This window comes from Ruegeria sp. AH12, from assembly GCF_056541465.1.
On record NZ_JBQFYL010000005.1, the window covers coordinates 78,148 to 102,832 of the forward strand.

21 protein-coding genes are annotated in these 24,685 nt (G+C 58.7%); 10 read left to right on the forward strand and 11 right to left on the reverse strand.

The features are described from left to right. Positions 1 to 3 precede the first annotated feature (3 nt). Positions 4 to 765, reverse strand: coding sequence for a DUF6478 family protein (locus ACR0EL_RS10595; RefSeq protein WP_480499823.1), 762 nt, complete (start codon positions 763 to 765; stop codon positions 4 to 6). Between the two features lie 248 nt (positions 766 to 1,013). Here ACR0EL_RS10595 and ACR0EL_RS10600 point away from each other — a divergent pair, with 248 nt between their 5' ends. From ACR0EL_RS10600 to ACR0EL_RS10615, 4 genes are read left to right on the forward strand one after another with little or no spacing between them, the layout of a single operon-like run. After that, positions 1,014 to 4,121, forward strand: a complete 3,108-nt coding sequence (locus tag ACR0EL_RS10600; protein ID WP_480499824.1) for an ABC transporter transmembrane domain-containing protein — start codon at positions 1,014 to 1,016, stop codon at positions 4,119 to 4,121. Further along, positions 4,111 to 5,004 (forward strand): CPBP family intramembrane glutamic endopeptidase, encoded by an 894-nt coding sequence (locus tag ACR0EL_RS10605; protein ID WP_480499826.1) that lies wholly within the window; start codon positions 4,111 to 4,113, stop codon positions 5,002 to 5,004. Before ACR0EL_RS10600 ends, ACR0EL_RS10605 begins: the two co-directional genes overlap by 11 nt. 59 nt (positions 5,005 to 5,063) lie before the next feature. Beyond that, positions 5,064 to 5,996, forward strand: coding sequence for an acetyl-CoA carboxylase, carboxyltransferase subunit beta (gene accD / locus ACR0EL_RS10610; protein ID WP_480499827.1), 933 nt, complete (start codon positions 5,064 to 5,066; stop codon positions 5,994 to 5,996). After that, the gene (locus ACR0EL_RS10615) at positions 5,993 to 7,267 is read left to right on the forward strand and encodes a bifunctional folylpolyglutamate synthase/dihydrofolate synthase (RefSeq protein ID WP_480499828.1); all 1,275 of its coding nucleotides are present in this window, start codon (positions 5,993 to 5,995) and stop codon (positions 7,265 to 7,267) included. The genes accD and ACR0EL_RS10615 overlap by 4 nt, the downstream gene beginning before the upstream one ends. Positions 7,268 to 7,343: 76 nt before the next feature. Here ACR0EL_RS10615 and zapE read toward each other — a convergent pair whose 3' ends face one another. Next, on the reverse strand, positions 7,344 to 8,402 hold the full coding sequence (gene zapE, locus ACR0EL_RS10620) for a cell division protein ZapE (protein WP_480499830.1): 1,059 nt from the start codon (positions 8,400 to 8,402) through the stop codon (positions 7,344 to 7,346). Between the two features lie 151 nt (positions 8,403 to 8,553). Here zapE and ACR0EL_RS10625 point away from each other — a divergent pair, with 151 nt between their 5' ends. Beyond that, positions 8,554 to 9,795 carry an MFS transporter gene (locus tag ACR0EL_RS10625; protein WP_480499831.1) on the forward strand — a complete coding sequence of 414 codons (1,242 nt, stop codon included), beginning with the start codon at positions 8,554 to 8,556 and terminating at the stop codon, positions 9,793 to 9,795. Here ACR0EL_RS10625 and ACR0EL_RS10630 read toward each other — a convergent pair. The 5 genes from ACR0EL_RS10630 to ACR0EL_RS10650 all read right to left on the reverse strand — a co-directional run bounded on the left by ACR0EL_RS10630 (position 9,792) and on the right by ACR0EL_RS10650 (position 14,325). Continuing rightward, positions 9,792 to 10,412, reverse strand: a complete 621-nt coding sequence (locus ACR0EL_RS10630) for an HAD family hydrolase (RefSeq protein ID WP_480499832.1) — start codon at positions 10,410 to 10,412, stop codon at positions 9,792 to 9,794. The two genes, ACR0EL_RS10625 and ACR0EL_RS10630, sit on opposite strands and share 4 nt — an antisense overlap. A gap of 143 nt (positions 10,413 to 10,555) precedes the next feature. Next, positions 10,556 to 11,011 carry a YaiI/YqxD family protein gene (locus ACR0EL_RS10635; protein WP_480499833.1) on the reverse strand — a complete coding sequence of 152 codons (456 nt, stop codon included), beginning with the start codon at positions 11,009 to 11,011 and terminating at the stop codon, positions 10,556 to 10,558. After that, the gene (gene sthA / locus ACR0EL_RS10640; RefSeq protein WP_353011160.1) at positions 11,008 to 12,456 is read right to left on the reverse strand and encodes a Si-specific NAD(P)(+) transhydrogenase; all 1,449 of its coding nucleotides are present in this window, start codon (positions 12,454 to 12,456) and stop codon (positions 11,008 to 11,010) included. The genes ACR0EL_RS10635 and sthA overlap by 4 nt, the downstream gene beginning before the upstream one ends. Before the next feature lie 3 nt (positions 12,457 to 12,459). Next, entirely contained in the window at positions 12,460 to 13,293 is an 834-nt protein-coding gene (gene fghA, locus ACR0EL_RS10645) for an S-formylglutathione hydrolase (RefSeq protein ID WP_480499834.1), read from the reverse strand. A gap of 102 nt (positions 13,294 to 13,395) precedes the next feature. Further along, on the reverse strand, positions 13,396 to 14,325 hold the full coding sequence (locus tag ACR0EL_RS10650; protein ID WP_480499835.1) for an AEC family transporter: 930 nt from the start codon (positions 14,323 to 14,325) through the stop codon (positions 13,396 to 13,398). Between the two features lie 187 nt (positions 14,326 to 14,512). On the opposite strand from ACR0EL_RS10650, the gene ACR0EL_RS10655 reads away from it, so the two are divergent. Next, on the forward strand, positions 14,513 to 15,130 hold the full coding sequence (locus ACR0EL_RS10655; RefSeq protein ID WP_480499836.1) for a TetR/AcrR family transcriptional regulator: 618 nt from the start codon (positions 14,513 to 14,515) through the stop codon (positions 15,128 to 15,130). A gap of 15 nt (positions 15,131 to 15,145) precedes the next feature. Here ACR0EL_RS10655 and ACR0EL_RS10660 read toward each other — a convergent pair whose 3' ends face one another. After that, positions 15,146 to 15,847, reverse strand: coding sequence for a UTRA domain-containing protein (locus tag ACR0EL_RS10660; protein WP_480499837.1), 702 nt, complete (start codon positions 15,845 to 15,847; stop codon positions 15,146 to 15,148). Between the two features lie 81 nt (positions 15,848 to 15,928). Further along, the gene (locus ACR0EL_RS10665) at positions 15,929 to 17,293 is read right to left on the reverse strand and encodes a formimidoylglutamate deiminase (protein WP_480499838.1); all 1,365 of its coding nucleotides are present in this window, start codon (positions 17,291 to 17,293) and stop codon (positions 15,929 to 15,931) included. 79 nt (positions 17,294 to 17,372) lie between these two features. Between ACR0EL_RS10665 and hutI the strand changes: the two genes are divergently transcribed. From hutI to hutU, 4 genes are read left to right on the forward strand one after another with little or no spacing between them, the layout of a single operon-like run. Next, positions 17,373 to 18,581, forward strand: coding sequence for an imidazolonepropionase (hutI, locus tag ACR0EL_RS10670; protein WP_480499840.1), 1,209 nt, complete (start codon positions 17,373 to 17,375; stop codon positions 18,579 to 18,581). Continuing rightward, complete coding sequence (gene hutH / locus ACR0EL_RS10675; protein WP_480499841.1) at positions 18,578 to 20,116, forward strand: histidine ammonia-lyase; 1,539 nt, start codon at positions 18,578 to 18,580, stop codon at positions 20,114 to 20,116. Before hutI ends, hutH begins: the two co-directional genes overlap by 4 nt. Continuing rightward, positions 20,113 to 20,907, forward strand: coding sequence for an N-formylglutamate deformylase (gene hutG / locus ACR0EL_RS10680; RefSeq protein WP_480499842.1), 795 nt, complete (start codon positions 20,113 to 20,115; stop codon positions 20,905 to 20,907). Before hutH ends, hutG begins: the two co-directional genes overlap by 4 nt. Then, positions 20,904 to 22,586 (forward strand): urocanate hydratase, encoded by a 1,683-nt coding sequence (gene hutU, locus ACR0EL_RS10685; protein ID WP_480499843.1) that lies wholly within the window; start codon positions 20,904 to 20,906, stop codon positions 22,584 to 22,586. The genes hutG and hutU overlap by 4 nt, the downstream gene beginning before the upstream one ends. A 44-nt stretch (positions 22,587 to 22,630) precedes the next feature. On the opposite strand, the gene ACR0EL_RS10690 is transcribed toward hutU, so the two are convergent. Together ACR0EL_RS10690 and ACR0EL_RS10695 are read right to left on the reverse strand one after the other, a co-directional pair. Then, complete coding sequence (locus ACR0EL_RS10690) at positions 22,631 to 23,641, reverse strand: endonuclease/exonuclease/phosphatase family protein (RefSeq protein WP_480499844.1); 1,011 nt, start codon at positions 23,639 to 23,641, stop codon at positions 22,631 to 22,633. Next, complete coding sequence (locus tag ACR0EL_RS10695) at positions 23,638 to 24,684, reverse strand: ABC transporter ATP-binding protein (RefSeq protein ID WP_480499845.1); 1,047 nt, start codon at positions 24,682 to 24,684, stop codon at positions 23,638 to 23,640. Before ACR0EL_RS10695 ends, ACR0EL_RS10690 begins: the two co-directional genes overlap by 4 nt. Between the last annotated feature and the right edge of the window lies 1 nt (position 24,685).

Below are 24,685 nucleotides of genomic sequence, written 5' to 3' on the forward strand. Positions count from 1 at the left end.
GTCTCACAAATCGGCGCGATGGCGGCGGCAGAGGGTCAGATCGCGCAGAAGAATGCGGTTCATGCGCGGGTTCTCAAAAATCACATCCAGCCAGATCTTCTCGATCCGCCGTTCGTTCAGGGGCAGATGCGCCAGATCAAAATCAACAGCGCTGGGCGTTTTCAACAGATCAATCTGCCGCAACACCTGTTCAGTGTTGGGTCCGTGCTGGATATTGAGCCGGGCGAAAATACCTGTGTCCTGTTCGCTGTTTACCAGCACATCCAGCCGCAGCAGGTGCTGTAGGGTCAGATCGTGCGCGGCGTCGGCTGGCAATTCGATCGACAGGGACAGGAAGGTCCCTTCAAAACTGAATGCCTCAACCGACAGGCTGAACGGCGCAAGATCGCTTTCGTCGCGGTTGCGGATTTGGCGCACTGCGATCTGGGCGCGGGGACAATCGTGAAACAGGGTCACCTGCCCATCAATATCCGCCTTGCGCGGCGCTGAGGCAAGCCCAGATTGCACCAACGGTCCACGCCACAAATCGGGCCGCCAGGCCCAATCCGTGCCAACGGGTTTTGGAAACTGGGCCGACCCGATCTGCGGTCGGGCCAAGCGGCTATCTGCAATATGGATCAACTTGTTCAGACTGGCCCGCAACCCGCGCGCCTGATCGCGTTGCAGGCGCAGCGCCGATTGCGGCGTATCTTGTGCCTGCTCCGCCGCTTTGCGCCATCGCTGCAACGTCTTGCGGTGTATGTAGCGATCCAGAATCCTGCCCATTGTCCAATCGTCCCAAGTTGCACCTCTTTAGTCAAAGACGGTGTAGGGGACAAACCCGGAATGGCAGTATGGGGGTGAATAATCACCAAATCCTGAAGACCCGTGGGTGTCGATTTGTATTCGGCGCGACAAAGACCCGTTGCATTCTTGTAATCAGCCGGGTCAATGCTTACCGTCTTGCACCGGGCTGAGGGTGGGTTTTCCTCGGAACCTCCGCGCAACAGATTAAGCACAGATAAGGCCAGTTCATGGAACCCACTCTGTTTTCATTCATATGGAAATATTCGAAAAAGCAGCAGCTTGTGCTGTTGGGTTTGACGGTTCTGTCCTTTCCGTTTCTCTACGCTTCACTTGAGCTGCCCAAGCAGATCATCAACGATGCTATCGGTGCGCCTGGCGATACAGTTGCCGTCTGGGGGATCACATTCACCCAGGTGCAGTATCTGCTGATCCTATGTTTCGCCTTTCTGGCGACCGTTATCGCCAGCGGTGTGATGAAAATGCGGATCAACACGATGAAGGGTGTTCTGGCCGAACGGATGCTGCGACGCCTCCGATTCACTCTGATCAACAGGTCGATGCGCTTTCCCAAGTCGTATTTTGCGACCACCAGCCAGGGAGAGCTGGTGTCGATGATCACATCCGAGGCTGAACCGATGGGTGGCCTGATGGGCGATGCCATTGCCCAGCCCGTGTTCCAGTTTGGTCAGATGATGACCATCGTGACATTCCTGTTCATGCAAAGCGTCTGGTTCGGGCTGGCCAGTATTGCGCTGATCCCGTTACAGGCCTGGCTGATCCCCAAGCTGCAACGCCAGATCAACCTGCTGAACAAGGACCGCATTCAGGAGGTGCGCAGCCTAAGCTCTGAGATTGGCGAAAGTGCCGCCGGCATCAGTGATCTGCGGACCAATGGAGGCTGGCGCTATCGTCTGGCGCAATTCAGCCATCGGTTGGGCACCTTGTTCGAGATTCGGTTCAAGATCTACAACAAGAAATTCTTTATGAAGTTTCTCAACAATCTGATCACTCAGATGACGCCGTTCCTGTTCTATTCCGTCGGTGGCTATCTGGCGATCAAAGGCGAGATCACGGTAGGTGCCCTGGTCGCGGCGCTTGGGGCGTACAAAGACCTGAGCGGCCCGTGGAAGGATCTGCTGACCTATTACAACCAAGTGCAGGATATGTCACTGCGCTGGGAAATCGTGACCGAGCGCTTTGCCCCGGACAGCATGATCCCGGAGGAGCTGTTCGACGGTGAACCGGAGACGGTTCCGCATTTGAATGGCGATATTGAACTGCGCAATGTGACTGTGCGGGATGGTGACGGTAAAACCATTCTTGAAGACCTTGACCTGAAGATCCCGAAAGGCGCGCGAGTGGCGATTCAGTCGACCAATTCGGCGGAGCGTACAGCGCTTGGCCAATTGCTGACGCGAGAGGTGCTGCCGGTTCAGGGTGAGGTGATCATGGCCGGGCATGATCTGCGCAATATGCATCAGGCAGTGATTGCCGCGCGCATCGGCTATGCCTATTCGCGGCCCTATCTATTTGATGGCACGTTAGGCGACAATCTGATGATGCCGCTGCGAACGCATCCGCAGATTGATGAGGCTGGTGTAAAGGCCCCGACCCGCCGACAGATCGAATCTGCGCGTTCGGGCAATCCGACAGATTCCCTGAGTGATGAGTGGATTGATCCCGGTTTGGCAGGGCTGGACGATATCGACGATATTCGCGACTGGTGGTTCCAACTGGTTGAGGCGATGGGTATTGACGAGTTCATGTTCCGCCGAACGCTAGGGTCGTCTTTTGACCCGAAACTGCATCCGAACCTGGCGCAGGACATCGTCAATCTGCGGGATACGATTGCGACGCGTCTGCGCGAAAAAGGCTTGGACAAGTATGTCCACCGGTTTGATCCGGAACAGTTCAACCCAACCGTTCCGCTGGGTGGAAACCTGCTCTATGCCGCACCGACCCGCCAGATTTCACCTGAAAGCCTGGCCAATGACGGGCATTTTCTGTCGATGCTTCGGGCGCATGATCTGGCAGAGGAAGCGCTGAATATATCGAACGCCGTGCTGGATACGCTTAGCCGGACCTTCGGCCGGGATGGCACGGATCACCCGTTGTTCCTGCGGTTGGGCATGAGCAAGGAAATGTATCACCGCTGGTTGGACATAGATGAGCGCCGCAAGGCCAAGGGCGACGCGGGGCTCAGCGATGAAGAACACGCCCTGCTGCTGACCGTTCCCTTCCTGTTGACCGCCGAACAAATTGGCTCGGATTTCCCGGACGAGTACAAGGACAAGATTCTTGCAATTCGGCAGGGTCAGGCCGAACAGCTACGCGGGGCGATGAACGGTATGTTTGTCCCGCTGTCCCCTGACACATATTTCCCGATACTGCCCGTGTTGGTAAATGCGCTGTACGGCCGGGTTTCGGTAACGGCGGGCGCGCATCTGGATGAGATTGAGGATGTAGTCGCAGATGCCATGAACGAGGCGGGTCTCAGACGCCGGGCTGCTGCGATCATCTATGATCTGCCAGCCGGTCTGGGCGGCAACAATCTGGCCACGGTCTTTCAGGAACGCGCGGCTTTTTCCCGGGCTGGCATCAAGCGGCCGGATGTTCTGATCCTCGACAAGGCGCTGGCCAGCCACGATTCCGAAAGCCGTCTGCGAACCCGGTTGAAACTGCGCGAGTTGCTGCCAGACTCGATCATGATCTTCATGGAAGATCACTTCGCGCATCCCGAAGCTTATGACCTGTTCATTGAGATCAAAGATGGCCGGATCGATGGCGTCTCACGCACACAGACAAAGCATGAGGAAAGCACCTCGGCAGATCTAAGCCGCAAGCTCGAGATCATCTCTTCGACCGAACTGTTTTCTGGCATCGATGCGCGTAACCAACGCCTGTTGGCGTTTTCCGCGCAATGGTTCGATGTGGCGGCGGGGCAGCAGATATTCTCGCGCGGGCAGGCGGCTGATGCGGCCTATCTGTGCATCAAAGGCACGGCCAATCTGGACTGGGTCGATGAAGAGGGCGGTAGTCGTACCATTTCGGTCGTTGAACCCGGGCGCCTGATCGGGGATTTGTCCATTATCACCGGCGAACCCCGTCAGCTGGACCTGACTGCGGTGTCAGACTGTACATTCCTGCGTATCGGGGCCGAGGAACTACGCGCAGTCATTGAAAATGACGCAACAGTTGCAGTTCAATTGTTGCAAACGGTTGCGGGTTATCTGACTACGTTGGCGATGCGGATCAACACAGCCCAGACTCCTTCGGAAATCTTCCCGGAGGTGCCTCAGGCAATTTCGGACGAAAGCGTTGCCAATGACGCCTGAGCCCGGCGCGTATGCGGCCCATGAGGCACTGGTTGTTGATGCACGTGCCCGGCCTGAGCTATGGCGGCTTTTGGCTGGTCTGGTCATTGTTGCTGCGCTCTACATGGCGCTGAATTCGGTGATCTTTGCACTCATCGCCGGCCTAATCCCGCTTGCGCAGGCCGAAGGGTTCTTTCGCGGATCGACTGCGGCAGGCACATTGTTACTGCTGGTCAGCTTCGGGTTTCTGATCGTGGGTGTCGCGGCGGCGGCGCGGGTGATGCAGCACCGATCTCTAGGTCACATCCTCGGGCCACGCAATTTGGCCGTGCAGCAGTTCGGGCGCGTGTTTCTGGCCCTATTGATATTGGGGTTGGTGATGTTTGCTTTGCCACCCTATGGGATGGGCGAGCCGCTGATCCAAAACCTGGCACTGCCGGTCTGGCTGATCCTGCTGCCCCTCGCTGCTTGTGCAGTTTTGATTCAAACCGGCGCCGAAGAGATCCTGTTTCGCGGCTACATTCAGCAATCGCTGGCGGCCAGATTCCAATCGCCCCTGATCTGGATGGGCGTGCCCTCAGCCCTGTTTGCGGCAGGCCACTACGCCCCCGAATTGGCCGGGGACAACGCAGTCATCGTGGCGGTCTGGGCATGTGTGTTTGGCGTTCTGGCCTCGGACCTGACAGCGCGATCTGGCACATTGGGTCCGGCCATCGCCTTGCATTTCTTCAACAATCTCATCGCGCTTGTATTTATCTCGTTGCCGGATTCGCTGAGCGGTTTGGCGCTCTACCTGTTGCCTTTTGAGATGTCAGAGACCGATATGCTGCGCCAATGGCTGTTTGTGGATTTCGCAACAATGCTGGTCTGCTGGCTGACCGCGCGGATTGCACTCAGGCGTTGATTGCATTTCCTTCCGTTGCGTCTTATTTGACGTCAAAGCCGCTCTATTAAGGTTCCGATATGAACTGGATCACAAACTACGTCCGCCCCCGGATCAACTCGATCTTCTCGCGCCGCGAGGTGCCCGAAAACCTGTGGCACAAGTGTTCGGAATGCGGAACCATGCTGTTCCACCGCGAGCTGGCAGAAAACCAGAATGTTTGTACTCAGTGCGGCCATCACATGGCGATCACGCCGCGCGACCGGTTTAAGCATCTGTTTGATGGTGGCATTTTCACCGAAGTCGACGTGCCCGCGCCCAAGGATGATCCGCTGCATTTCCGGGATCAGAAGAGATACCCTGATCGCATGAAAGCGGCGCAGAAGAAGACGGGGGAGAAAGAGGCGATGTTGGTCGCCGCTGGTGAGATTGGGCGCACGCCGATTGTGGCGGCTGCGCAGGATTTCTCATTCATGGGCGGATCGATGGGCATGTATGTCGGCAACGCCATCATTGCTGCGGCTCAAGAAGCAGTGAAACTAAAACGCCCGCTGATCCTGTTCTCAGCCGCAGGTGGCGCGCGGATGCAAGAAGGTATCCTGAGCCTGATGCAGATGCCCCGCACCACTGTTGCGGTCGAAATGCTGAAAGAGGCGAACCTGCCCTATATCGTTGTGCTGACACACCCGACTACGGGCGGCGTAACCGCGTCTTATGCGATGCTGGGTGATGTGCATATCTCGGAGCCCAACGCCCTGATCTGTTTCGCCGGGCCGCGCGTGATCGAGCAAACGATCCGCGAAAAATTGCCCGAAGGGTTTCAGCGCGCCGAATATCTTCTGGATCATGGCATGCTGGATCGCGTGACCAAACGGACCGACATGCGAGACGAGCTGATCACCATCACCCGGATGCTGATGAACCAGCCTCCGGCGATACGGGGCGATCTGCCCGCGCCGGAACCGGAGGTGGCCAAGGCAGACGCCCCAGCTGACGATACGGATCAGAAATGACCCCCCAAACATCTGACGCCATCCTCGACCGGATGATGGCGCTGCACCCCAAGATCATCGACCTGACCTTGGATCGTGTCTGGCGTTTGTTGGGTGCGCTGGACAATCCCCAAGCCAAACTACCACCCGTGATCCATATTGCGGGCACCAATGGCAAGGGCTCAACCCAGGCCATGATCCGCGCCGGTCTCGAAGGGGTGGGGCTGCTGGTCCATGCCTACACCTCGCCGCATCTCGCGCGGTTTCACGAACGGATCCGTTTGGCGGGCGAGCTTATCTCGGAACCTGATCTGACCGCTGTGCTGGATGAATGCTACGCTGCCAATGGTGGCGAGAATATCACCTATTTCGAAATCACCACCTGCGCGGCCCTTTTGGCTTTTGCACGTTCGCGGGCGGACTACACACTGCTCGAGGTCGGACTGGGCGGACGCCTGGATGCCACTAATGTGATCGATACTCCGGCGATGACGGTGATTACACCGGTCTCCATCGACCATGAACAATTCCTGGGCAACACGCTGGCCAAAATCGCGGCCGAAAAGGCCGGGATCATCAAACGCGGTGTGCCTTGTGTCGTTGGTCCGCAACCGGACGAAGCGATGGAAGTTATCGAACAAACTGCCGCCCGCCTCGGCGCGCCGCTGATCGCCTATGGCCAACACTGGCACGTGGCCGAAGAAAACGGGCGCCTTATCTATCAGGACGAAACCGGCCTCCGCGACCTGCCGCTGCCCAACCTCCTGGGCGCGCATCAAATCCAGAACGCAGGCGCGGCACTCGCTGTTCTGCGGCACCTCAATCTTGGTGATGCCGCCTATGAGGCCGCCGTCAGCCGTGCCGAATGGCCTGCGCGCATGCAGCGGCTAAAAACGGGTCCTCTGGTCCAGACCGCGCCGCAGGCAGAGCTGTGGCTGGACGGCGGTCACAATGCCGCCGCGGGTATCGCATTGGCCGATGTGCTGTCGAACCTGCCAAAGCGGCCAACCCATATGATCTGCGGTATGCTGAACACCAAGGATGTCACCGGATACCTTGCGCCATTGGCCGCGCAAGCCGAGAGCCTGATCGCAGTGTCGATCCCCGGTGAAACGGCAACGCTTAGCGCCGAAGACACCGCCGCCGCCGCCGCGAAAGTCAATCTGCACGCCACAACCGCCGCCAGTGTTGGTGATGCGCTCCGCTCAATCGTTACCCGGGATCCACAGGCCCGCGTGCTGATCTGCGGCTCGCTCTACCTTGCAGGCCATATCCTGCGCGAAAACGGCTAAGGGCATCCCCCGCAGGGCTTCATCTGGCCAAAAAATATCCCGGGGGAACCGCCAAAGGCGGTGGGGGCAGAGCCCCCTAAGCTCCCCAATCCTCAGCCTGCATCTCCCGCAGGCGCGAGGCGGTGCGCTCGAATTCAAACGTGCCTTCCCCCTCGACATACAGCATCTCCGGCTCTGCTGCGGCAGAACAGATCAACCGCACCCGCGCCTCGTAGAGCGCATCGATCAGAGTAACAAAACGCTTGGCTTCGTTGAAATTGTTCCGCGACAGACGCGGGATGTCTTCCAGCACCAAAACCTTCACCGTTTCGGCAATCGCCAGATAATCCGCAGGTCCCAGCATCCGGCCGCACAGATCATAAAAGGTCGCCCTGGCAATTCCGTTGCGGAACTGAGGCAGTTCAACCGCGCGCCCATTGACCTGCAGCACCAAGGGATCGGCCGGACCGCCAGCCAGATCAGCCCATACCGCGCGAATACTCTGGCGGGCTTCGGGGCCAATCGGAGTGAAATAGACCGGTGCGCCCTCCAACCGGTTTTGGCGATAATCGGTGGGTGAGACCAGCTCCCACACCTGCAGTTGCTCTTTGATATGCGCGATAAACGACAGAAACAGCTGCCGGTTCAGCCCGTCCTTGTACAGATCATCCGGATGCCGGTTCGATGTCGTTACGACCACCACACCGCCTGCATGCAACATGTCGAACAAACGCCCAACGATCATCGCATCAGTGATGTCGGTGATCTGCATCTCATCAAAGGCCAGCAACCGGACGGATTTGACCACATCTTGCGCCACCGGTGCCAGCGCATCCTCAACACCCTCCTTGCGCGCTTTGTGCATACCTGCGTGGATTTCCTGCATGAAGGCATGAAAATGCACTCGCCGGGCTGGAATATCCTGTAAACTGTCGACGAACATATCCATCAACATGGATTTTCCACGCCCAACACCGCCCCACAGGTACAACCCTTTGGGCGCGGGCGGTGCTTTGCGAAACAAACCACGCTTTACAGGGGCTGCCAGCGCTGCACGGATCCGTTCGAAATGCGGCAGCACGGCCTCTTGCGCATCGTCGCGGGTCAGCTCTCCTGCATTGATGCGGGTGTCATAAAGCGAGATCAAATCCGTCATAGGTCAGAGCCTTACCGATGAGACGGCGACTTGAAAAGCAAGCAGTTCTGCCGATACATCAAAATTCCTTATCCTCGACCGCAAATCTGTTGAATTGACGGCCAGAGTGAATCCGGTACCGTCGGCAAACACTTATTGGACCGAGGCCCCCATGCCGCATTCTGCCCGCCTAATAAATCCGATTCTGATTGTCGGATGTATCATCATCACGGTCAGTTTCGCTGTGCGCGCCTCGTTTGGCGTGTTCCAGATCCCGATCGCGGGTGAGTTCGGCTGGCTGCGCACCGACTTCTCACTTGCTATCGCGATTCAAAATCTGGCCTGGGGCATTGGGCAACCGATCTTCGCCGCGATCGCCGAAAAGGTTGGGGATCGTAAGGCAATCATTCTTGGGGCGCTGACCTATGCGGCAGGCATGGTTTTGTCGGCCTGGTCTATCACCCCGTTTGGGCATCAGATTTATGCTTGGCTGGTGGGGTTTGGCATCGCGGGAACCGGGTTCGGCGTGGTCCTTGCGGTGGTTGGTCGGGCCTCATCAGACAAGAACCGGTCCATGTCTTTGGCGATTGTAACTGCGGCTGGCAGCTTCGGCCAAGTGATCGGCGCACCAACCGCCGAATGGCTTCTCACCTTCCTGGCCTGGCAACAGGTCTTCATCGTGTTTGCCGTCGCGATCCTTGCCCTTGTGCTGACACTGCCGTTCATGCGAGCGCCACAGCCAGTCAGCAAAGCCGAGTTGGAAGAAAGCATGAGCCAGATTCTTGGCAAAGCGTTCCGAGATCCGTCCTATGCGCTGATCTTTCTGGGCTTTTTCAGCTGTGGTTATCAACTGGCTTTCATCACCGCCCATTTCCCTGCCTTCGTGACCGAGATGTGCGGCCCGATTCAACCCGGAGGCGTCCTGCACTCCCTGGGTATCACCACCACGTCCGCCCTAGGTGCGGTTGCGATTTCGTTGGTAGGTTTAGCCAATATCGGCGGCACGCTGCTGGCCGGTTGGGCGGGCAACCATTTCCCCAAGAAATACCTGCTGGCCGCCATCTACACAGCCCGAACCCTCGCGGCTGCGGCGTTCATTCTCATGCCGATCACGCCGACTTCGGTGATCATCTTCTCAATTGTCATGGGGTCGCTATGGCTCGCCACGGTGCCCCTAACCTCGGGTCTTGTCGCACACCTCTACGGCTTGCGCTACATGGGCACGCTTTACGGTTTCATCTTCCTAAGCCACCAGATCGGAGGGTTCCTTGGCGTCTGGTTGGGCGGCCGGATGTATGATGTCTATGGTGACTACACGATGGTCTGGTGGATCGGCGTCGCGGTCGGAGCCTTCAGCGCCATTGTTCATTTGCCAATTCGCGAGAATCGAGGCGCAACACCCGCACCAGCCTAGCGGGCTTCGTCAGGGGTCAACAACCCCTCTGCCACCAGTCGATCTGCCCAGCCGTCCGGGCCTTTGAAGTGATGCGTCTGCCATCCACGCCCGCGTGCCGTTTCGATATTGTCGATCCGATCGTCCGCGAACAGAAGTGCATTGGGTGGCAGGCCACAATCGGCCTCGACCTGCGCGTAGATCGGCACATGGGGCTTTACCATCTTCATCCGGCCCGAGACATATTGCCGGTCGAACTCGTCCAGAAACGGATAGACCGTGGTGGCATAATCGAAATTCTGTACGCCGAAATTTGTCAATGCAAAGACCGGCACCCCCTTGGCCCTGAGCGCCCGCTGCAGCCGCACCGAATGTGGAATCTCGGGCGCGGCAAGCTCGATCCATTTGTCGTGCCACATACGGATCTCATCGCGCCATTCCGGGTACTTCTCGGCCCAATCGTAGATCGTATCGGTGAAATGATAGCCCTGATCCACCAGATCGTTCATGCCATGCAAATCAACCTCTTCGAACATGGCCCGACGGCGATCTTCGCCGATCACGCGATCATAATAGCGCTCGGGCTGCCATTCGATCAGGACATTGCCGATATCAAAGATGACCGCTTGAATGGACATGTCGTGATCCTGTGCTGAGTTCGTTCTGCGCGCCGACTGAACCAAGCTAAGCGCTCAAGTTCAAGCACCAACCGCAGCGCGCGGCGCTGCCTGGCCCAACCGGAGAAGATGCATCTGTGATGCGTCGCCGCTGGGCGGGAGCCTTATGCCCGTTTTGCAGCCCTGAGTTCCCGTTCCAACGTATCCAGAAACCGGGACCGGTCGGCTTTGCCAAATGGCTTGCCGCCGCCACCTGCACCCAAAGGGTTGGCCGCGCGCAGATCGGCCATCAGGTCGCGCATGGCCAGTTGCTGGCCGATATTGGCAGCTGAGAAGGCCTCACCATTGGGGCGTAGCACGCGGGCCCCGGCGTCAACACATTTCGCGGCCAGCGGGATGTCATAGGTCACCACCACATCGCCCGGCCCGCAACGCTCGGCAATCCATTTGTCGGCTTCATCGGCCCCTTCTGAGACGATGACCACCTGCACCAACGGGTTCGCCGAAGGTCGCAGCCCACCATTCGAGACCAGCGCCATCGGCACTTTGTGACGGGTCGCGACCCGTTCGGCCTCGGCCTTCACAGGGCAGGCGTCGCCATCGATATAGAGCGTGGTCACGCTTTCTTGGCCTCTTTGGCCGTTGGCTTTTTCTTTACCTTGAACTCCTCCGGGATCGGCATCCGGTTGAACGCGTCCAGACCGGCGATTTTGTAGGCTTCGGCCAGCGTTGGGTAGTTGAAGGTGTTCTGGACAAAGTAGTCAACTGTGCCTTTCAGGTTCAGCACAGCCTGAGCGATATGAATCAACTCGGTCGCCCCTTCACCCACAATCTGCACACCCAGAACCCGGCGGGTTTTCAGCGAGAACAGCATTTTCAACATACCATGCTCCAACCCCATGATATGCCCACGCGAGGTTTCGCGGAATCGCGCCACGCCAACCTCGTACGGGATGCCTCGTTCCTGTAATTCCTCTTCGGACATGCCGCAGGTCGAAATCTCGGGCACCGAGTAGATGCCATAAGGGTACCAGGGGCTCTCCGGCAGGGTCGGCGTTTCCAGTGCGTGGCAAGCGGCGACGCGGCCCTGCTGCAGCGAGGTTGAGGCCAGTGACGGATGCCCGATCACATCGCCTGTGGCATAGATGTGCGGCACGTCGGTCTGATAGGTTTTGCGATCCACGTTGATCCGGTTGCGATGATCGGTCTCCAGCCCGACGGCACCCAGGTTCAGGGCCGAGGTCGCGCCCATGCGACCGGCGGCAAACAACAGCATCTCGGCCCGGACATGGCGACCGTTGTCCAAAGTAACCTCGACATGCTCACCCGCATCTTCGATTTTCTCAACAGCAGAACCGAGGCGTAGATCGACACCGTTTTCGCGTATCTGATGGGTGAATTCATGGATCAGGCGGCTGTCAATGAAATCCAGAAAGCTCTCGCGGGGTTCAATCAGCGTGACCCGTACATCCAGGGCCGAGAACATGGTCGCGTACTCCACACCGATCACTCCGGCACCGATCACGATCAGTGAGCGTGGAATCTCTGCCATTTCCAAAAAATCATCGCCATCCACAACGGTCTTGCCGTTGAACGGTACATAGTCGGGGCGATAGGTCTTAGTTCCGGTAGCGATCAGGAATTTGGCTGCAGTCAGGCGGGTTTTTTCACCCGCATCCGTTGCGACCTCGATCTCGTGCGGGCCAGTGAATGTTGCCAGCCCGTTTAGGGTTTCCACATGGTTGCGGTTGAATTGATGTTCCAACACGTCAACTTCATGATCCAGTGTCATGTGCAGACGCGCCTTGAGGTCCTCGGCGCGGATCTGGTCTTTGACCCGGTAGGAACGACCGTAGAAACTGCGTTCACGCCAACCAGAGAGGTTCAGCACCGTTTCGCGCAGGGTCTTGGATGGGATCGTGCCCGTGTGAACCGAAACACCACCAAGCCGGTCCTTGCGGTCGATCACCAGCACACGGCGTTTCAGCTTGCCCGCCTGGATTGCCGCAGACCGCCCAGAAGGGCCCGACCCGATGATGATCAGGTCATAGTCATATTTGCTCATGCGTTACTCTCCGTACAGTGCTTCGGCGTGGAAGGTGATGTGGTCTTCCATGAAGGTAGAGACAAAGAAATAGGAGTGATCGTAGCCCGGTTGCAGACGATAGCTGGCCTGCTGGCGGCGTTCCGCAATCGCAGCGGCCAGAGCTTCGGGGCGCAGCAAATCAATGAATTGGTCATTGGCGCCCGTGTCGATCAGGACCGGGCCGTTAAAGCCGACCTCTTTCATCATCAGGGATGCATCGTGCTTTTTCCAAAGCCCTTCATCCTCACCCAGATAAGCAGCCAGTTGTTTGCGACCCCAATCCGCACCGGTCGGGTTCGAGATCGGCGCAAAGGCTGAAACCGAGCGGAACCGACCCGGAAGGTTCATCGCCAGCGTCAGGGCGCCATGGCCCCCCATGGAATGGCCCGTGATGGCCTGACGATCCATGTCGATGGCGAAGTTCTCGGCTAGAAGGGCGGGTAGTTCCTCGGCTACGTAGTCCCACATGTTGAAATGCGGGGCCCATGGGGATTGCGTTGCATTCACATAGAACCCGGCGCCCTGACCGAGATCGTAGTCTTCGTGATCGGCCACACCTTCACCGCGCGGCGAGGTGTCAGGGAAGACAACGGCAATCCCTTGCTCGGCCGCCCAGGCCTGTGCCCCGGCTTTGGTCATCGCGTTTTCATGGGTGCAGGTGAGGCCGGATAGGTACCACAGGATCGGAACCGGGCCGTCTTTTGCTTCGGCCGGAAGGAACAGGCCAAAGGTCATATCACATTGGCAAGCTGTTGAAGCATGGCGATAGACGCCTTGCACGCCACCGAAACAGGCGTTCTCCGAAACGGTTTCCATCTGGTCTTATCCTCGCATTAGGGTCGGCTAAGGGCTAACGATCCAAGGGCTTCACGTAAAGCCCGGGTGCGTTTGGCGCACGTATTTTTTAACGGATGAAAATCAGAGTGCGGTGACCCAAGCAATCACAAGCGGCACGGTCAGGATGCTGGCGACGGTCGACAACAGGATCGCTGCCGAGGCGCGATGGGGTGCGACGCCATAATGGGCGGCCAGCATGTAGACATTGCCCGCTACGGGAAGGGCGGCGGCGGCAATTGCCACGGCAGCCGGGAACGTGTCGATGGGCACCAGCCACAACACCGCAATCGCGACGCAGGCCGGATGGATGACCAGTTTGCAAAAGCTCAACCAGGCAGCAACTTGAATGCGCTCAGCAGATTTACCAGCCAGAGACGCCCCGATTGCAAACAGCGCGCCCGGCGTAGCCGCGCCACCCAGAATGGTCAGAAAATCGTTCAGCGGACCGGGGACTGGTAGCTGAAGGGCGGACCAGATCAGCCCGGCGGAAATCGATACGATCATGGGATTCTTGAGCAGCCCCACCCCAATCAGGCGCAGAGTGGCTGGGGTCAGCTTACCATCTCGCCCGCCATTGATCAGGATCACGATGAGTGAAGAAAACACCACCAAATCAACGGCCAGAACCAACATCACCGGCCCGATCGCAGCCTCGGTCAGCAGCAGCGCCAGCATCGGCAGGCCCAGAAACCCAACATTGCCGATAGCAGCGCATTGTGCCTCGATCGCCGCGGTGGGGATGTCCAGCCCTCGGAACCAGGCGATCACAGTTGCAATCAGGTAAACGGCAAGTGTTCCGATCAGATAGCCAATGATCAGACGGCCATTGAAAATCTCGGCAAATGGCAGAGTCGCGGCAAAGCGGAACAGCATCGCCGAGAGGGCAAAGAAGAACACAAATTTGGTCAGATAGGCCGTGGCTTCGGCGCTGAAAAATCGGCTGCGCCCAGCCCAGTAGCCCAGGCCGATGATCGCAAAGAAGGGCAGGGTGCGCAAAAAGATCTCGACCATGGCCTGTCCTAACATGGTTTTGGCCCGTCGCAAGTACGGACATTTGGTTTGCTGCCCCAGGGGAAGCGGGTCACGCAAAGTGGTGAATCAACAGAATTGTGACGTCAATTCACTTGAGCATACCGAGAATCCTTGTATCTAAACCGAACGGTTTATAAACTCGGAGCACCTCAGACTAGGAGACGACATGACCCAGACCGCTACGATCCTGCGCACAGGCCGAAAATTTGAACAGGTTCTGAGCGGGGCCCGAGAGGTTTTTATGGCGGATGGGTTTGAAGGGGCTAGTGTGGACGATATCGCCCGGGCGGCGGGCGTATCAAAGGCAACGCTGTACAGCTATTTCCCCGACAAGCGCCTGTTGTTTGTCGAGGTGGCGCAGACTGAATGCAGCCGTATGGCAGAGCGCGTTATCGCCATGGTCGATGAGACCAAACCCGTACGTGAGGTTCTGACGATTGCGGCAACTCAGTTGGTCACCTTTTTCGTTTCCGATTTTAACCAACAGGTCTTCCGGGTCTGCGTTGCTGAACGTGATCGTTTCCCTGAATTGGGCCGGGCGTTTTATGAGGCCGGGCCACAAAACGGGCAACGCAGGATGGCCGAGTATCTGGATAAGGCTGTGGCCAAGGGCGAGCTGGCGATCGAGGATATTCAGATTGCCGCAGAACAGTTTGCTGAACTATGTAAGGTACGCTTGTGGCTGCGTGCCGCTTTCGGGATCCAGAAAGAGTTCAGTCAAGACGAGATTGATGAGGTTGCCTTGCACGCGGTCGATATGTTCCTTGCGCGCTACGGAGCCTAAAAACCTAAACCGGTGTCAATATTTTGTCCGCATCTGATAGCCCTGATGAAATGTCATCCTGACAAAGGTCACGGGTTTGTTCTGAAACCAAGTGGTGCGTTCCAACTGAAACAGAGGCGTTCCGGGCGGCACTGACAGAAACTCCTGTAGCTGGCCCGTGGCAGGTACCGCAGAGAACGCGATTTCTGCGTCTGAGAACGGAATTTCGGATAAAAGCCACTCGTTCGGGCCGACAGTCAGAAAATCCTGATCGACTACATGGGGCACCGTATCCGTGTTGATCCAGCGTTCTTCGAACTGAAAAGGGCGGTTGTCCGCATGATGCATGCAGTTCAGATGCAACACCTGTGCCCCCTCTTGCAGCCCCAGCTTGGCCTGCAGCCAGGGTGGGCAGCTTATCATATTGCGGCTGACCAGAGCATAGCGGTATTCCGCATTCATATCCTCGATGGCTTGGCGTACCACGGTGATCGGCAGTTTTGCCTGTTTGACTGGGGTGGTCACAACACGGGTACCACCTTTGCGCCGACGCGTGATGATGCCCTCATCGGCCAGGTCGCGCAGGGCACGGTTGACGGTCGCGCGGGCACAGCCAAATTCAGCCGCCAGTTCCAGTTCGGTTGGTAACAGACTGCCCTGTGGCCAGATGCGTGTTTGAATGCGGTTCAGCACCTCATCCCGGATATCCTGAAATCCCATGTTCTTTTGTGCGCTCACAGCTTGCTTGGCCCTTAGTGATATTCATAAGTAGTTTATGTCTGTGTATTTGCATAGGCAGAGAATTTGGCCGTCAATTGCCTAAAGCGCAGCCAAAAGGGTACGCATCGCGCTGCGGTAGTTCGTGATGATCCTGTCACGTTGAACATGCCGCCCGCTTTGAACCTTATGTCGACCTGCGGACCACAGGTCAGTGACAACATGATCTTTGGCGGCAAATACCAGACCATCCAACAGTTGATCAGGCCGCAGCGCGCAAAGCGACGGATGCTGGCTGTCAATGGCGACCAGATCAGCCAGACTTCCCGGTGCGATCTGCCCTGCATCACGGGCGAGCGCTTGCGCCCCGCCGACGGCGGCTTTGGAATACAGCGACTGCCCGACCGATCCTTCGCCCGTCACCAGCACATTGCGTGACAGATCGCGCAAGCGTTGCGAGTACTCCAGCGTCCTTAATTCCTCGGTCAATGAGATTAGCACATTCGAATCCGATCCAACGCCAAATGCGCCGCCCGCGGCCAGAAAACTTGGGCCATTGAAAGGCCCGTCGCCCAAATTGGCCTCTGTCACCGGGCACAGCCCGGCCACAGCGCCGGACCGGGCCATTGCCTGTGTTTCGGCATCGGTCATGTGGGTCGCGTGGATCATGCACCAGTTGGCATCAACCGGAGCATTGGCCAGCAACCATTCGACCGGGCGGGCGCCCAGCCCGGTCTGAACTTCGGCCACTTCTTTGGGCTGTTCTGCGATATGAATATGAATTGGGCCCTGGCCCTGCGCCTGCAGGACTTCTGTCAGATCGCGCGGGCTGGTGGCGCGCAAAGAGTGTGGGGCGATACCAACCTGGCAATCACAGGGCAGGTTCGTGGCCGCCGCCCGCGCCTGATCGACCAGTGCGCAGAACCGATTAACATCATTGCCAAACCGTTTCTGGCCTTGCTCCAAAGGGTGCCCTCCGACGCCTGCATAGGTATAGAGCACGGGCAGATGAGTCAGGCCGATCCCTGTTTCATCGGCGGCGGCCATGATGTGGTCGCTTAGCTCCGCCAGGTGGTCATAGGGTCGTCCATCCGGCTGATGGTGCAAGTAGTGGAATTCGCCGACTGCCGCATATCCGGCCTCTTGCATCTCGAGATAGACAAGTGCCGCGATGGCCTGAACCTGATCCGGGCTCAGATGTGCAGTAAAGCGATACATCAGATCGCGCCACGTCCAGAAGCTGTCGCGCCCTGCTAGCCGGCATTCAGTCATCCCGGCCATGGCGCGTTGAAACGCATGGCTGTGCAGGTTGGACAGCGCGGGCAGCAGAGTGTCGACACACGAGTCGCCAGCTTGCGGCGTGGTGTCCTGCGTTAGCGTGCTGATCCGTCCATCCTTGATCTGCATCCGCAGATTTCGGGCCCAGCCCGTACCCAGCAGGGCGTTCTGTGCGAAAACGGCAGTCATGAGACTCTCCTAAATATGGATAGACAATAAACATAAATGCATATACTGGAAAAGAGAGAAATTGTGATGTGAGAGTCCCATGCAGCCCCAGGATCATCTTTTGACCAATTTGCGTGCCGCCACTATGTCAAACGCGGATGCCTATGGGTTGATTGACGATGCAGCCATTGCCGTTCAGGCGGGAAAAATCGCCTGGGTTGGTCCGCGAGCGGATGTGCCAGATGCCTATGTGGCTCTGCCTCAGCGCGCGCTCGAAGGTCGATTGGTAACCCCTGCGCTGATCGACTGTCACACCCATGTGGTGCATGGCGGCCATCGCGCGGTTGAGTTTGAGATGCGCCTGAACGGGGCCAGCTATGAAGAGGTTGCGCGCGCGGGAGGCGGTATCATTTCGACCGTGACCGCAACCCGTACCGCCAGCGTTGCCGATCTAATCGCGCAGGCCTTGCCGCGCGTGGACGCTATGCTGGCCGAAGGTGTGGCGGCAATTGAGGTTAAATCAGGCTATGGGCTGGATCGAGAGACCGAACTTAACATGCTGCGCGCCGCCCGTGCTTTGCCGCAGCATCGTCCAGTGAGGGTTCTGACCAGTTTTCTGGGCGCACATGCTGTGCCAGCAGAATATAACGGACGTCCCGACGCCTATATTGCCGAGGTCTGTATCCCGACTCTGCGTGCGGCCCAAGCCGAAGGGCTGGTGGATGCGGTGGATGCGTTCTGTGAGGCCATTGCCTTTCAACCCGAACAGCTGGTGCCTTTGTTAAATGTGGCACAGGAGCTTGGTTTGCCAATCAAACTCCATGCCGAGCAGTTGTCCAATCTAGGCGGCGCAAAGCTGGCGGCCTCATATGGTGCTCTGTCTGCGGATCACATTGAATATCTGGACGAAGACGGGGCGCTCGCCATGGCCCAAGCGGGCACCGTTGGTGTGATCCTGCCTGGTGCCTTCTACACCCTGCGCGAGACGCAGGCCCCACCCATCGACTTGCTGCGCAAACACAATGTGCCGATGGCCCTGGCAACGGATTGCAATCCTGGCTCGGCTCCGATGACCTCGTTGCTGTTGACCATGAATATGGGTTGCACTCTGTTCCGCATTACACCCGAAGAGGCATTGCGGGGTGTAACCACCCATGCCGCCCGTGCCTTGGGGCTGAAGGACTGCGGCCAGATCGCCCCCGGCTTGCGCGCCGATCTGGCGGTTTGGGATGTGGCCCACCCGGCGGAGCTGGCCTATCGCATTGGATTTAACCCGCTTCATGCCCGCATCATCGGAGGTGCAGTTTGACAACCCTGACACTCACGCCCGGCGCAGTCTCACTGGCGCAGCTGGAACAGGTCTATCGCGAAGAGTGCGCTGTCAGACTGGACCCGGCGTGCCGGCCTGATATCAAAGCCGCCCATGCCCGCATTGCCGATGCGGCGGCGGGTGAGGCGGCGGTTTACGGGGTCAATACCGGCTTTGGCAAACTGGCCAGCGTGAAGATCGCAGCTGAGGATACGGCGACCCTGCAGCGCAACCTGATCCTGTCGCATTGCTGTGGCGTGGGGCCTGCCATCCCGCGGGCGCATGCGCGGTTGATGATGGCACTGAAACTGCTCAGTCTTGGTCGCGGTGCGTCCGGCGTGCGGCTGGAGCTGATCGATCTGATGGAGGCAATGCTGGACAAGGGCGTAACCCCGGTTATCCCCGCGCAGGGGTCGGTCGGCGCGTCCGGGGATCTGGCCCCACTGTCCCACATGGCGGCGGTCATGATGGGTGCGGGTGAGGCAGAGTTTGACGGTAAGGTCATGGCGGGCGGTCCGGCATTGGCGGCGGCTGGTCTGACGCCGGTGGAACTGGGCCCTAAGGAAGGTTTGGCGCTGATCAATGGCACCCAGTTTTCGACCGCGTTCGCACTGGCGGGTTTGTTTGGCGCGTGGCAGGCGGCGCAAAGCGCGTTGGTCACGTCGGCGCTCACCACCGATGCCATCATGGGATCGACTGCGCCGTTACAGCCCGAGATTCATACACTGCGCGGCCATCGCGGCCAGATCGAAGCAGGGGCAACCATGCGCACGCTATTGGCTGGATCGGTGATCCGCGAAAGCCACCGCGAGGGCGATACGCGGGTTCAGGACCCGTATTGCATTCGCTGTCAACCACAGGTCGTCGGCGCGGCGATGGATGTGCTTCGTCAGGCCTCTGTGACGCTTGAGATTGAGGCGAATGCCGCCACCGACAACCCTTTGGTGTTGTCTGAAACCGGTCTGATCGTTTCAGGTGGTAACTTCCATGCGGAACCGGTGGGTTTTGCCGCTGACATGATCGCGCTGGCCGCGGCTGAGATTGGGGCGATCGCCCAACGCCGTATCGCGCTGATCGTCGATCCGGTGCTCAGCTTTGATCTGCCGCCGTTTCTGACACCCAATCCGGGCCTGAACTCGGGCCTGATGATCGCCGAGGTTACGACGGCGGCTTTGATGAGTGAAAACAAGCATCTGGCCAACCCCTGCGTGACGGATAGCACGCCGACCTCGGCCAATCAGGAGGACCACGTCAGCATGGCCGCCCATGGCGCGCGGCGTCTGGGGCAGATGGTGACCAATCTGGAACGTATTCTGGGTGTCGAATTGTTATGCGCCACGCAAGGGGTCGAGTTCCGCGCGCCTTTGCCAACCAGCGAGACCTTGCAGGGCGTGATGGCGCGGCTGCGCGCCTTAGTGCCGTCGCTTGGTGAGGACCGCTATACCGCTCCCGATATCGAGGCAGCCTATAGACTGATTGCCAGTGGTGAGATTGCACACAACACGGGCGTCGATATGCCGGAACTGGGCGCATGATCGATCCAGTTGCGGTCACTCAAGGCGACAGCCCCATTGTGCTGGGCTTGCCCCATACTGGCACATATGTGCCGCCCGAAATTGAGGCGAAGCTGAATGATCAGGGCAGGGGGCTGGCAGACACCGACTGGCATATTGACCGGCTCTATGATGGGCTGATCCCCGGTGCCACGACGGTGCGCGCCACCTTGCATCGTTATGTGATCGACGCCAATCGCGATCCGGCGGGCGTGTCGCTTTATCCGGGTCAGAACACCACAACGCTCGTGCCGCTTACGGATTTCGATGGCCACGGTATCTGGGACCAAATGCCATCCGAGGCTGAAATCGCCGAACGCAGGGCGATGTTCCACGCGCCGTATCACGCCGCCCTTGAGGCCGAACTGGCGCGGGTGAAGGCGATCCACGGGGTGGCGGTATTGTATGATTGCCATTCGATCCGCAGCCACATCCCGTTCCTGTTCGACGGCACTCTGTCAGACATGAACCTCGGCACAAATGGCGGCGTCACCTGTGCGCCGGAGGTTGAGGCGATTGCCCATGAATTTGCGGCTTCTTCACCTTACGGCACCGTCCTGAACGGGCGTTTCAAAGGCGGGTGGACCACCCGGCACTACGGGCGCCCTGCCGAGGGTGTCCACGCCATCCAGATGGAACTGGCCCAGTCCACTTATCTAAACGCCGAAACGGCACCATGGACCTATGACACCCAAAAAGCCGATCGTCTGCGACGTTGGCTCAAAGACATACTCGACGCTATCCACGACACTGCATTGGAGCTTGCCCGATGACCGACCCTCGCAAAAACACCCGTGATATCTATCCACCCACAGGGCCCGAACTGAACGCCAAGAGCTGGATGACCGAGGCGCCGCTGCGGATGATGATGAACAACCTTCACCCGGATGTGGCCGAGAACCCGCATGAGCTGGTGGTCTATGGCGGTATCGGCCGCGCCGCGCGGACGTGGAAGGATTTTGACACCATCGTCGCCAGCCTCAAGGACCTTGAGGATGATGAAACGCTGGTGGTGCAGTCAGGTAAACCTGTGGCCATTGTGCGGACGCATTCGGATGCGCCCCGTGTGCTGATCGCAAACTCGAACCTTGTGCCGCATTGGGCCAACTGGGATCATTTCAACGAGCTCGATAAGAAGGGCCTGATGATGTACGGCCAGATGACCGCTGGCTCGTGGATTTACATTGGCACGCAGGGCATCGTGCAGGGCACATATGAAACCTTTGCCGAGGCCGGGCGGCAGCATTATGGCGGCGATCTGACTGGCAGATGGATTCTGACCGGCGGTCTGGGTGGGATGGGCGGTGCGCAGCCGCTGGCCGCCGTTTTCGCCGGTGCCTGCTGTCTGGCGATCGAGTGCAACCCGGACAGCGTCGACTTCCGCCTGCGCACCAAATACCTGGATGAAAAGGCCGAAACGCTGGACGAAGCGCTCGAAATGATCGATCGCTGGACCAAGGCGGGTGAGGCCAAGTCGGTTGGCCTGCTGGGCAATGCCGCCGAGATTTTCCCCGAGATCTACACGCGGATGCAGGCCGGTGGCATGCGTCCCGATATCGTCACCGACCAGACCAGCGCACATGACCCGGTCAACGGCTATCTGCCCATTGGCTGGACCATGGCGCAGTGGAAGGACAAGCGTGAAAGCGATCCCAAGGCGGTCGAAAAAGCCTCGCGCGCCTCGATGAAACAGCACGTGGCCGCGATGGTCGACTTCTGGAACGCAGGCGTTCCGACATTGGACTATGGCAATAACATCCGGCAAGTGGCGCAGGATGAGGGTCTGGAGAACGCCTTTGCCTTCCCTGGCTTTGTACCCGCCTATATCCGCCCGCTGTTCTGCCGTGGGGTCGGCCCGTTTCGCTGGTGTGCTTTGTCGGGCGACCCGGACGATATCTATAAAACCGACGCCAAGATGAAGGAGCTGTTCCCTGAAAACACCCATCTGCACAATTGGCTCGACATGGCGCAGGAGCGGATCGCCTTCCAGGGTCTGCCAGCGCGTATCTGCTGGATCGGATTGGGTGATCGTCACAAGGCCGGATTGGCCTTCAATGAAATGGTTCGGAACGGCGAGTTAAAAGCACCCGTGGTGATTGGTCGGGATCATTTGGACAGTGGCTCAGTCGCCTCGCCCAACCGCGAGACTGAGGCGATGAAAGATGGCTCGGACGCAGTGTCGGATTGGCCCTTGTTGAATGCGCTGGTCAATACGGCCTCGGGCGCGACCTGGGTCAGCCTGCACCATGGCGGAGGGGTCGGCATGGGCTTTAGCCAGCATGCGGGCGTGGTGATCTGTGCTGACGGCACCGACGCGGCTGCGAGACGTCTGGAGCGGGTGCTGTGGAATGACCCGGCATCCGGCGTGTGGCGCCATGCGGATGCGGGGTATGACATCGCCAAGGAGTGCGCCCGCGAGCATGGGCTGCGTTTGCCGGGTATTCTGGGTTGATCGCATGCAAGAGAACCAGGCTGAGTCAGGCCTGGCCTTAGTGATCAGACCGACGACAGCGCCGCGCGGCACCAGACGCAATCGTGGTCGGAAAGTGGTGTTCCCTCATCCGAGATCGAGGTCAAAAGCCCCTTTTCTTCACAGCCCAGATCGCGGCCCGCCAACCAGTCTAGCTTCATCACGCGCTTTGGATGTGGGGTGATCAGGCTGGGGCGGGTGGTCGTTCCGTCGGCTGTGAACCCCCAATCGTAGCCGCGCGTTTCCGCCAGACCAAAAAGGCTCTCGTTCTGCCAGTTGAAGTCCGGCGGCAGATGGTTGCCGGTGTTTAGATCTCCGCCGATCAGAACCGGTAGTCCCGGTGCGAAGCCGTCGATTTCATTGAGCAAGACATCGAACTGCGTGTGGCGATGGGTTGCATCCGCATTGCTCTCCAGATGGGTGGAAACCACGCAGACCGGGCCGTTTTCGGTTGGCAGAACGGCCGCGATGGCCATGCGACCGCCGACACGCGGTTGGTCGGGATCTGCGGCACCTTCGTTGCAGGAAAACCAGTGGCCATGATCATCCAGCCGGATCAGGGCGGTGCGTTCAAACGGCACCGATGACAGGATCGCGTTGCCGTGCCATCCCAGCGTGTTGAAGTCGTCTTTGCAGAAGTGGCGCTCGGTCGGGCCGCCCAGATCAAGCTCATGAAACTCGACCCCAAAGGCGTAGACCATTCCAAGGGCATCTGCCATCGCCTCGGTCGTGTGCCGTTGCGATGTACGCGCCATGCCGTGATCAACCTCGGACAGTAGGACAACATCGGGGCTGATCTGACCAAGATGTGCGGCGGTTGCCTCGGGGAACAGGCAGCGTTCCACATTCCATGCGGCCACGGTGAACTGCTCCGGTAGAGAGGATATCTGCGCCTGCCCGCCAAGCTGCAGCGCATTCATCGCTGGAATATTGCTCAGCAACTCTCGATGTGCAGCAGCGGTTCGCGGGGCGGACAATATGCTTATCCGCTGATCCGGTGTCACAGCGGGAAGCGCATCCAAAACGTCTGTGATCAAATGACTTTTCCTGTTTCCACATCAAACAGACGCAACGCGTCAGGTTTCAGGGTGATCTGGGTCTCGCCTGTTTGGGCCGCGTGATCTTTGCTGACCAGAACGGTGAAGGGCTGGCCACCAAGCTGACCGTGCAGCAACCGATGCGCGCCCAGTTCTTCAAGGATATCCACCTGAAACGGCACGGAACCCTGACCGTCCAGTTCGATATCTTCGGGTCGGATGCCGAGTGTCACCGGCCCATTGGCAGATGTTGGCGCGGTCATGATCCCGTCATAGCCGTTGATCCGCACCTGGCCTTGATCGACCTGAGCCGCAATCAAATTCATCGGCGGCGCACCCATGAACGAGGCGACAAAGGTCGAGGCCGGGTTGTGATAGATCTCCGAAGGCGTGCCGATCTGTTCGATCTGGCCAGCGTTCAGCACGATGATGCGGTCTGCCATGGTCATGGCTTCGACCTGATCGTGGGTCACATAGACGGCCGTCGTTCCAAGGCGGCGTTGCAGGGCCTTGATTTCGATCCGCATCTGGTTGCGCAACTTGGCGTCGAGGTTGGACAGCGGTTCGTCAAACAGGAACAACGCCGGATCGCGCACAACCGCGCGGCCCATGGCGACGCGCTGACGCTGGCCGCCCGACAATTGCGCCGGTTTACGGTCCAGATATTCGGTCAGGTTCAGCATCTTGGCGGCGTCTTCGACCTTGGCTGCGATCTCGGACGCGGGTGTGCCGCGGTTCTTCAACCCGTAGCCAATATTCTTGCGGACAGTCATATGCGGATACAACGCGTAGTTCTGGAACACCATCGCGATGTCCCGGTCTGCCGGGTCCACGTTGTTGACCACCCGGTCGCCGATTTTCAGCGTGCCCTCGGTGATATCCTCCAGCCCAGCGATCATCCTCAGCAGGGTGGATTTCCCACACCCAGAAGGGCCGACCAGCACGACGAACTCGCCATCCTGAATGGTGAAACTGGTGGTCTCAACCGCTTTGAAGCCATTGGGATAGACCTTGCGGATGCCCTCTAGTGATACCTGAGCCATG

Bases quoted from the DNA above. Each gene is read 5' to 3' on its own strand.
- ACR0EL_RS10595 (WP_480499823.1), bottom strand. From the start codon at position 765: ATGGGCAGGATTCTGGATCGCTACATACACCGCAAGACGTTGCAGCGA.
- ACR0EL_RS10600 (WP_480499824.1), top strand. From the start codon at position 1,014: ATGGAACCCACTCTGTTTTCATTCATATGGAAATATTCGAAAAAGCAG.
- ACR0EL_RS10605 (WP_480499826.1), top strand. From the start codon at position 4,111: ATGACGCCTGAGCCCGGCGCGTATGCGGCCCATGAGGCACTGGTTGTT.
- accD (WP_480499827.1), top strand. From the start codon at position 5,064: ATGAACTGGATCACAAACTACGTCCGCCCCCGGATCAACTCGATCTTC.
- ACR0EL_RS10615 (WP_480499828.1), top strand. From the start codon at position 5,993: ATGACCCCCCAAACATCTGACGCCATCCTCGACCGGATGATGGCGCTG.
- zapE (WP_480499830.1), bottom strand. From the start codon at position 8,402: ATGACGGATTTGATCTCGCTTTATGACACCCGCATCAATGCAGGAGAG.
- ACR0EL_RS10625 (WP_480499831.1), top strand. From the start codon at position 8,554: ATGCCGCATTCTGCCCGCCTAATAAATCCGATTCTGATTGTCGGATGT.
- ACR0EL_RS10630 (WP_480499832.1), bottom strand. From the start codon at position 10,412: ATGTCCATTCAAGCGGTCATCTTTGATATCGGCAATGTCCTGATCGAA.
- sthA (WP_353011160.1), bottom strand. From the start codon at position 12,456: ATGAGCAAATATGACTATGACCTGATCATCATCGGGTCGGGCCCTTCT.
- fghA (WP_480499834.1), bottom strand. From the start codon at position 13,293: ATGGAAACCGTTTCGGAGAACGCCTGTTTCGGTGGCGTGCAAGGCGTC.
- ACR0EL_RS10650 (WP_480499835.1), bottom strand. From the start codon at position 14,325: ATGGTCGAGATCTTTTTGCGCACCCTGCCCTTCTTTGCGATCATCGGC.
- ACR0EL_RS10655 (WP_480499836.1), top strand. From the start codon at position 14,513: ATGACCCAGACCGCTACGATCCTGCGCACAGGCCGAAAATTTGAACAG.
- ACR0EL_RS10665 (WP_480499838.1), bottom strand. From the start codon at position 17,293: ATGACTGCCGTTTTCGCACAGAACGCCCTGCTGGGTACGGGCTGGGCC.
- hutI (WP_480499840.1), top strand. From the start codon at position 17,373: ATGCAGCCCCAGGATCATCTTTTGACCAATTTGCGTGCCGCCACTATG.
- hutG (WP_480499842.1), top strand. From the start codon at position 20,113: ATGATCGATCCAGTTGCGGTCACTCAAGGCGACAGCCCCATTGTGCTG.
- hutU (WP_480499843.1), top strand. From the start codon at position 20,904: ATGACCGACCCTCGCAAAAACACCCGTGATATCTATCCACCCACAGGG.
- ACR0EL_RS10695 (WP_480499845.1), bottom strand. From the start codon at position 24,684: ATGGCTCAGGTATCACTAGAGGGCATCCGCAAGGTCTATCCCAATGGC.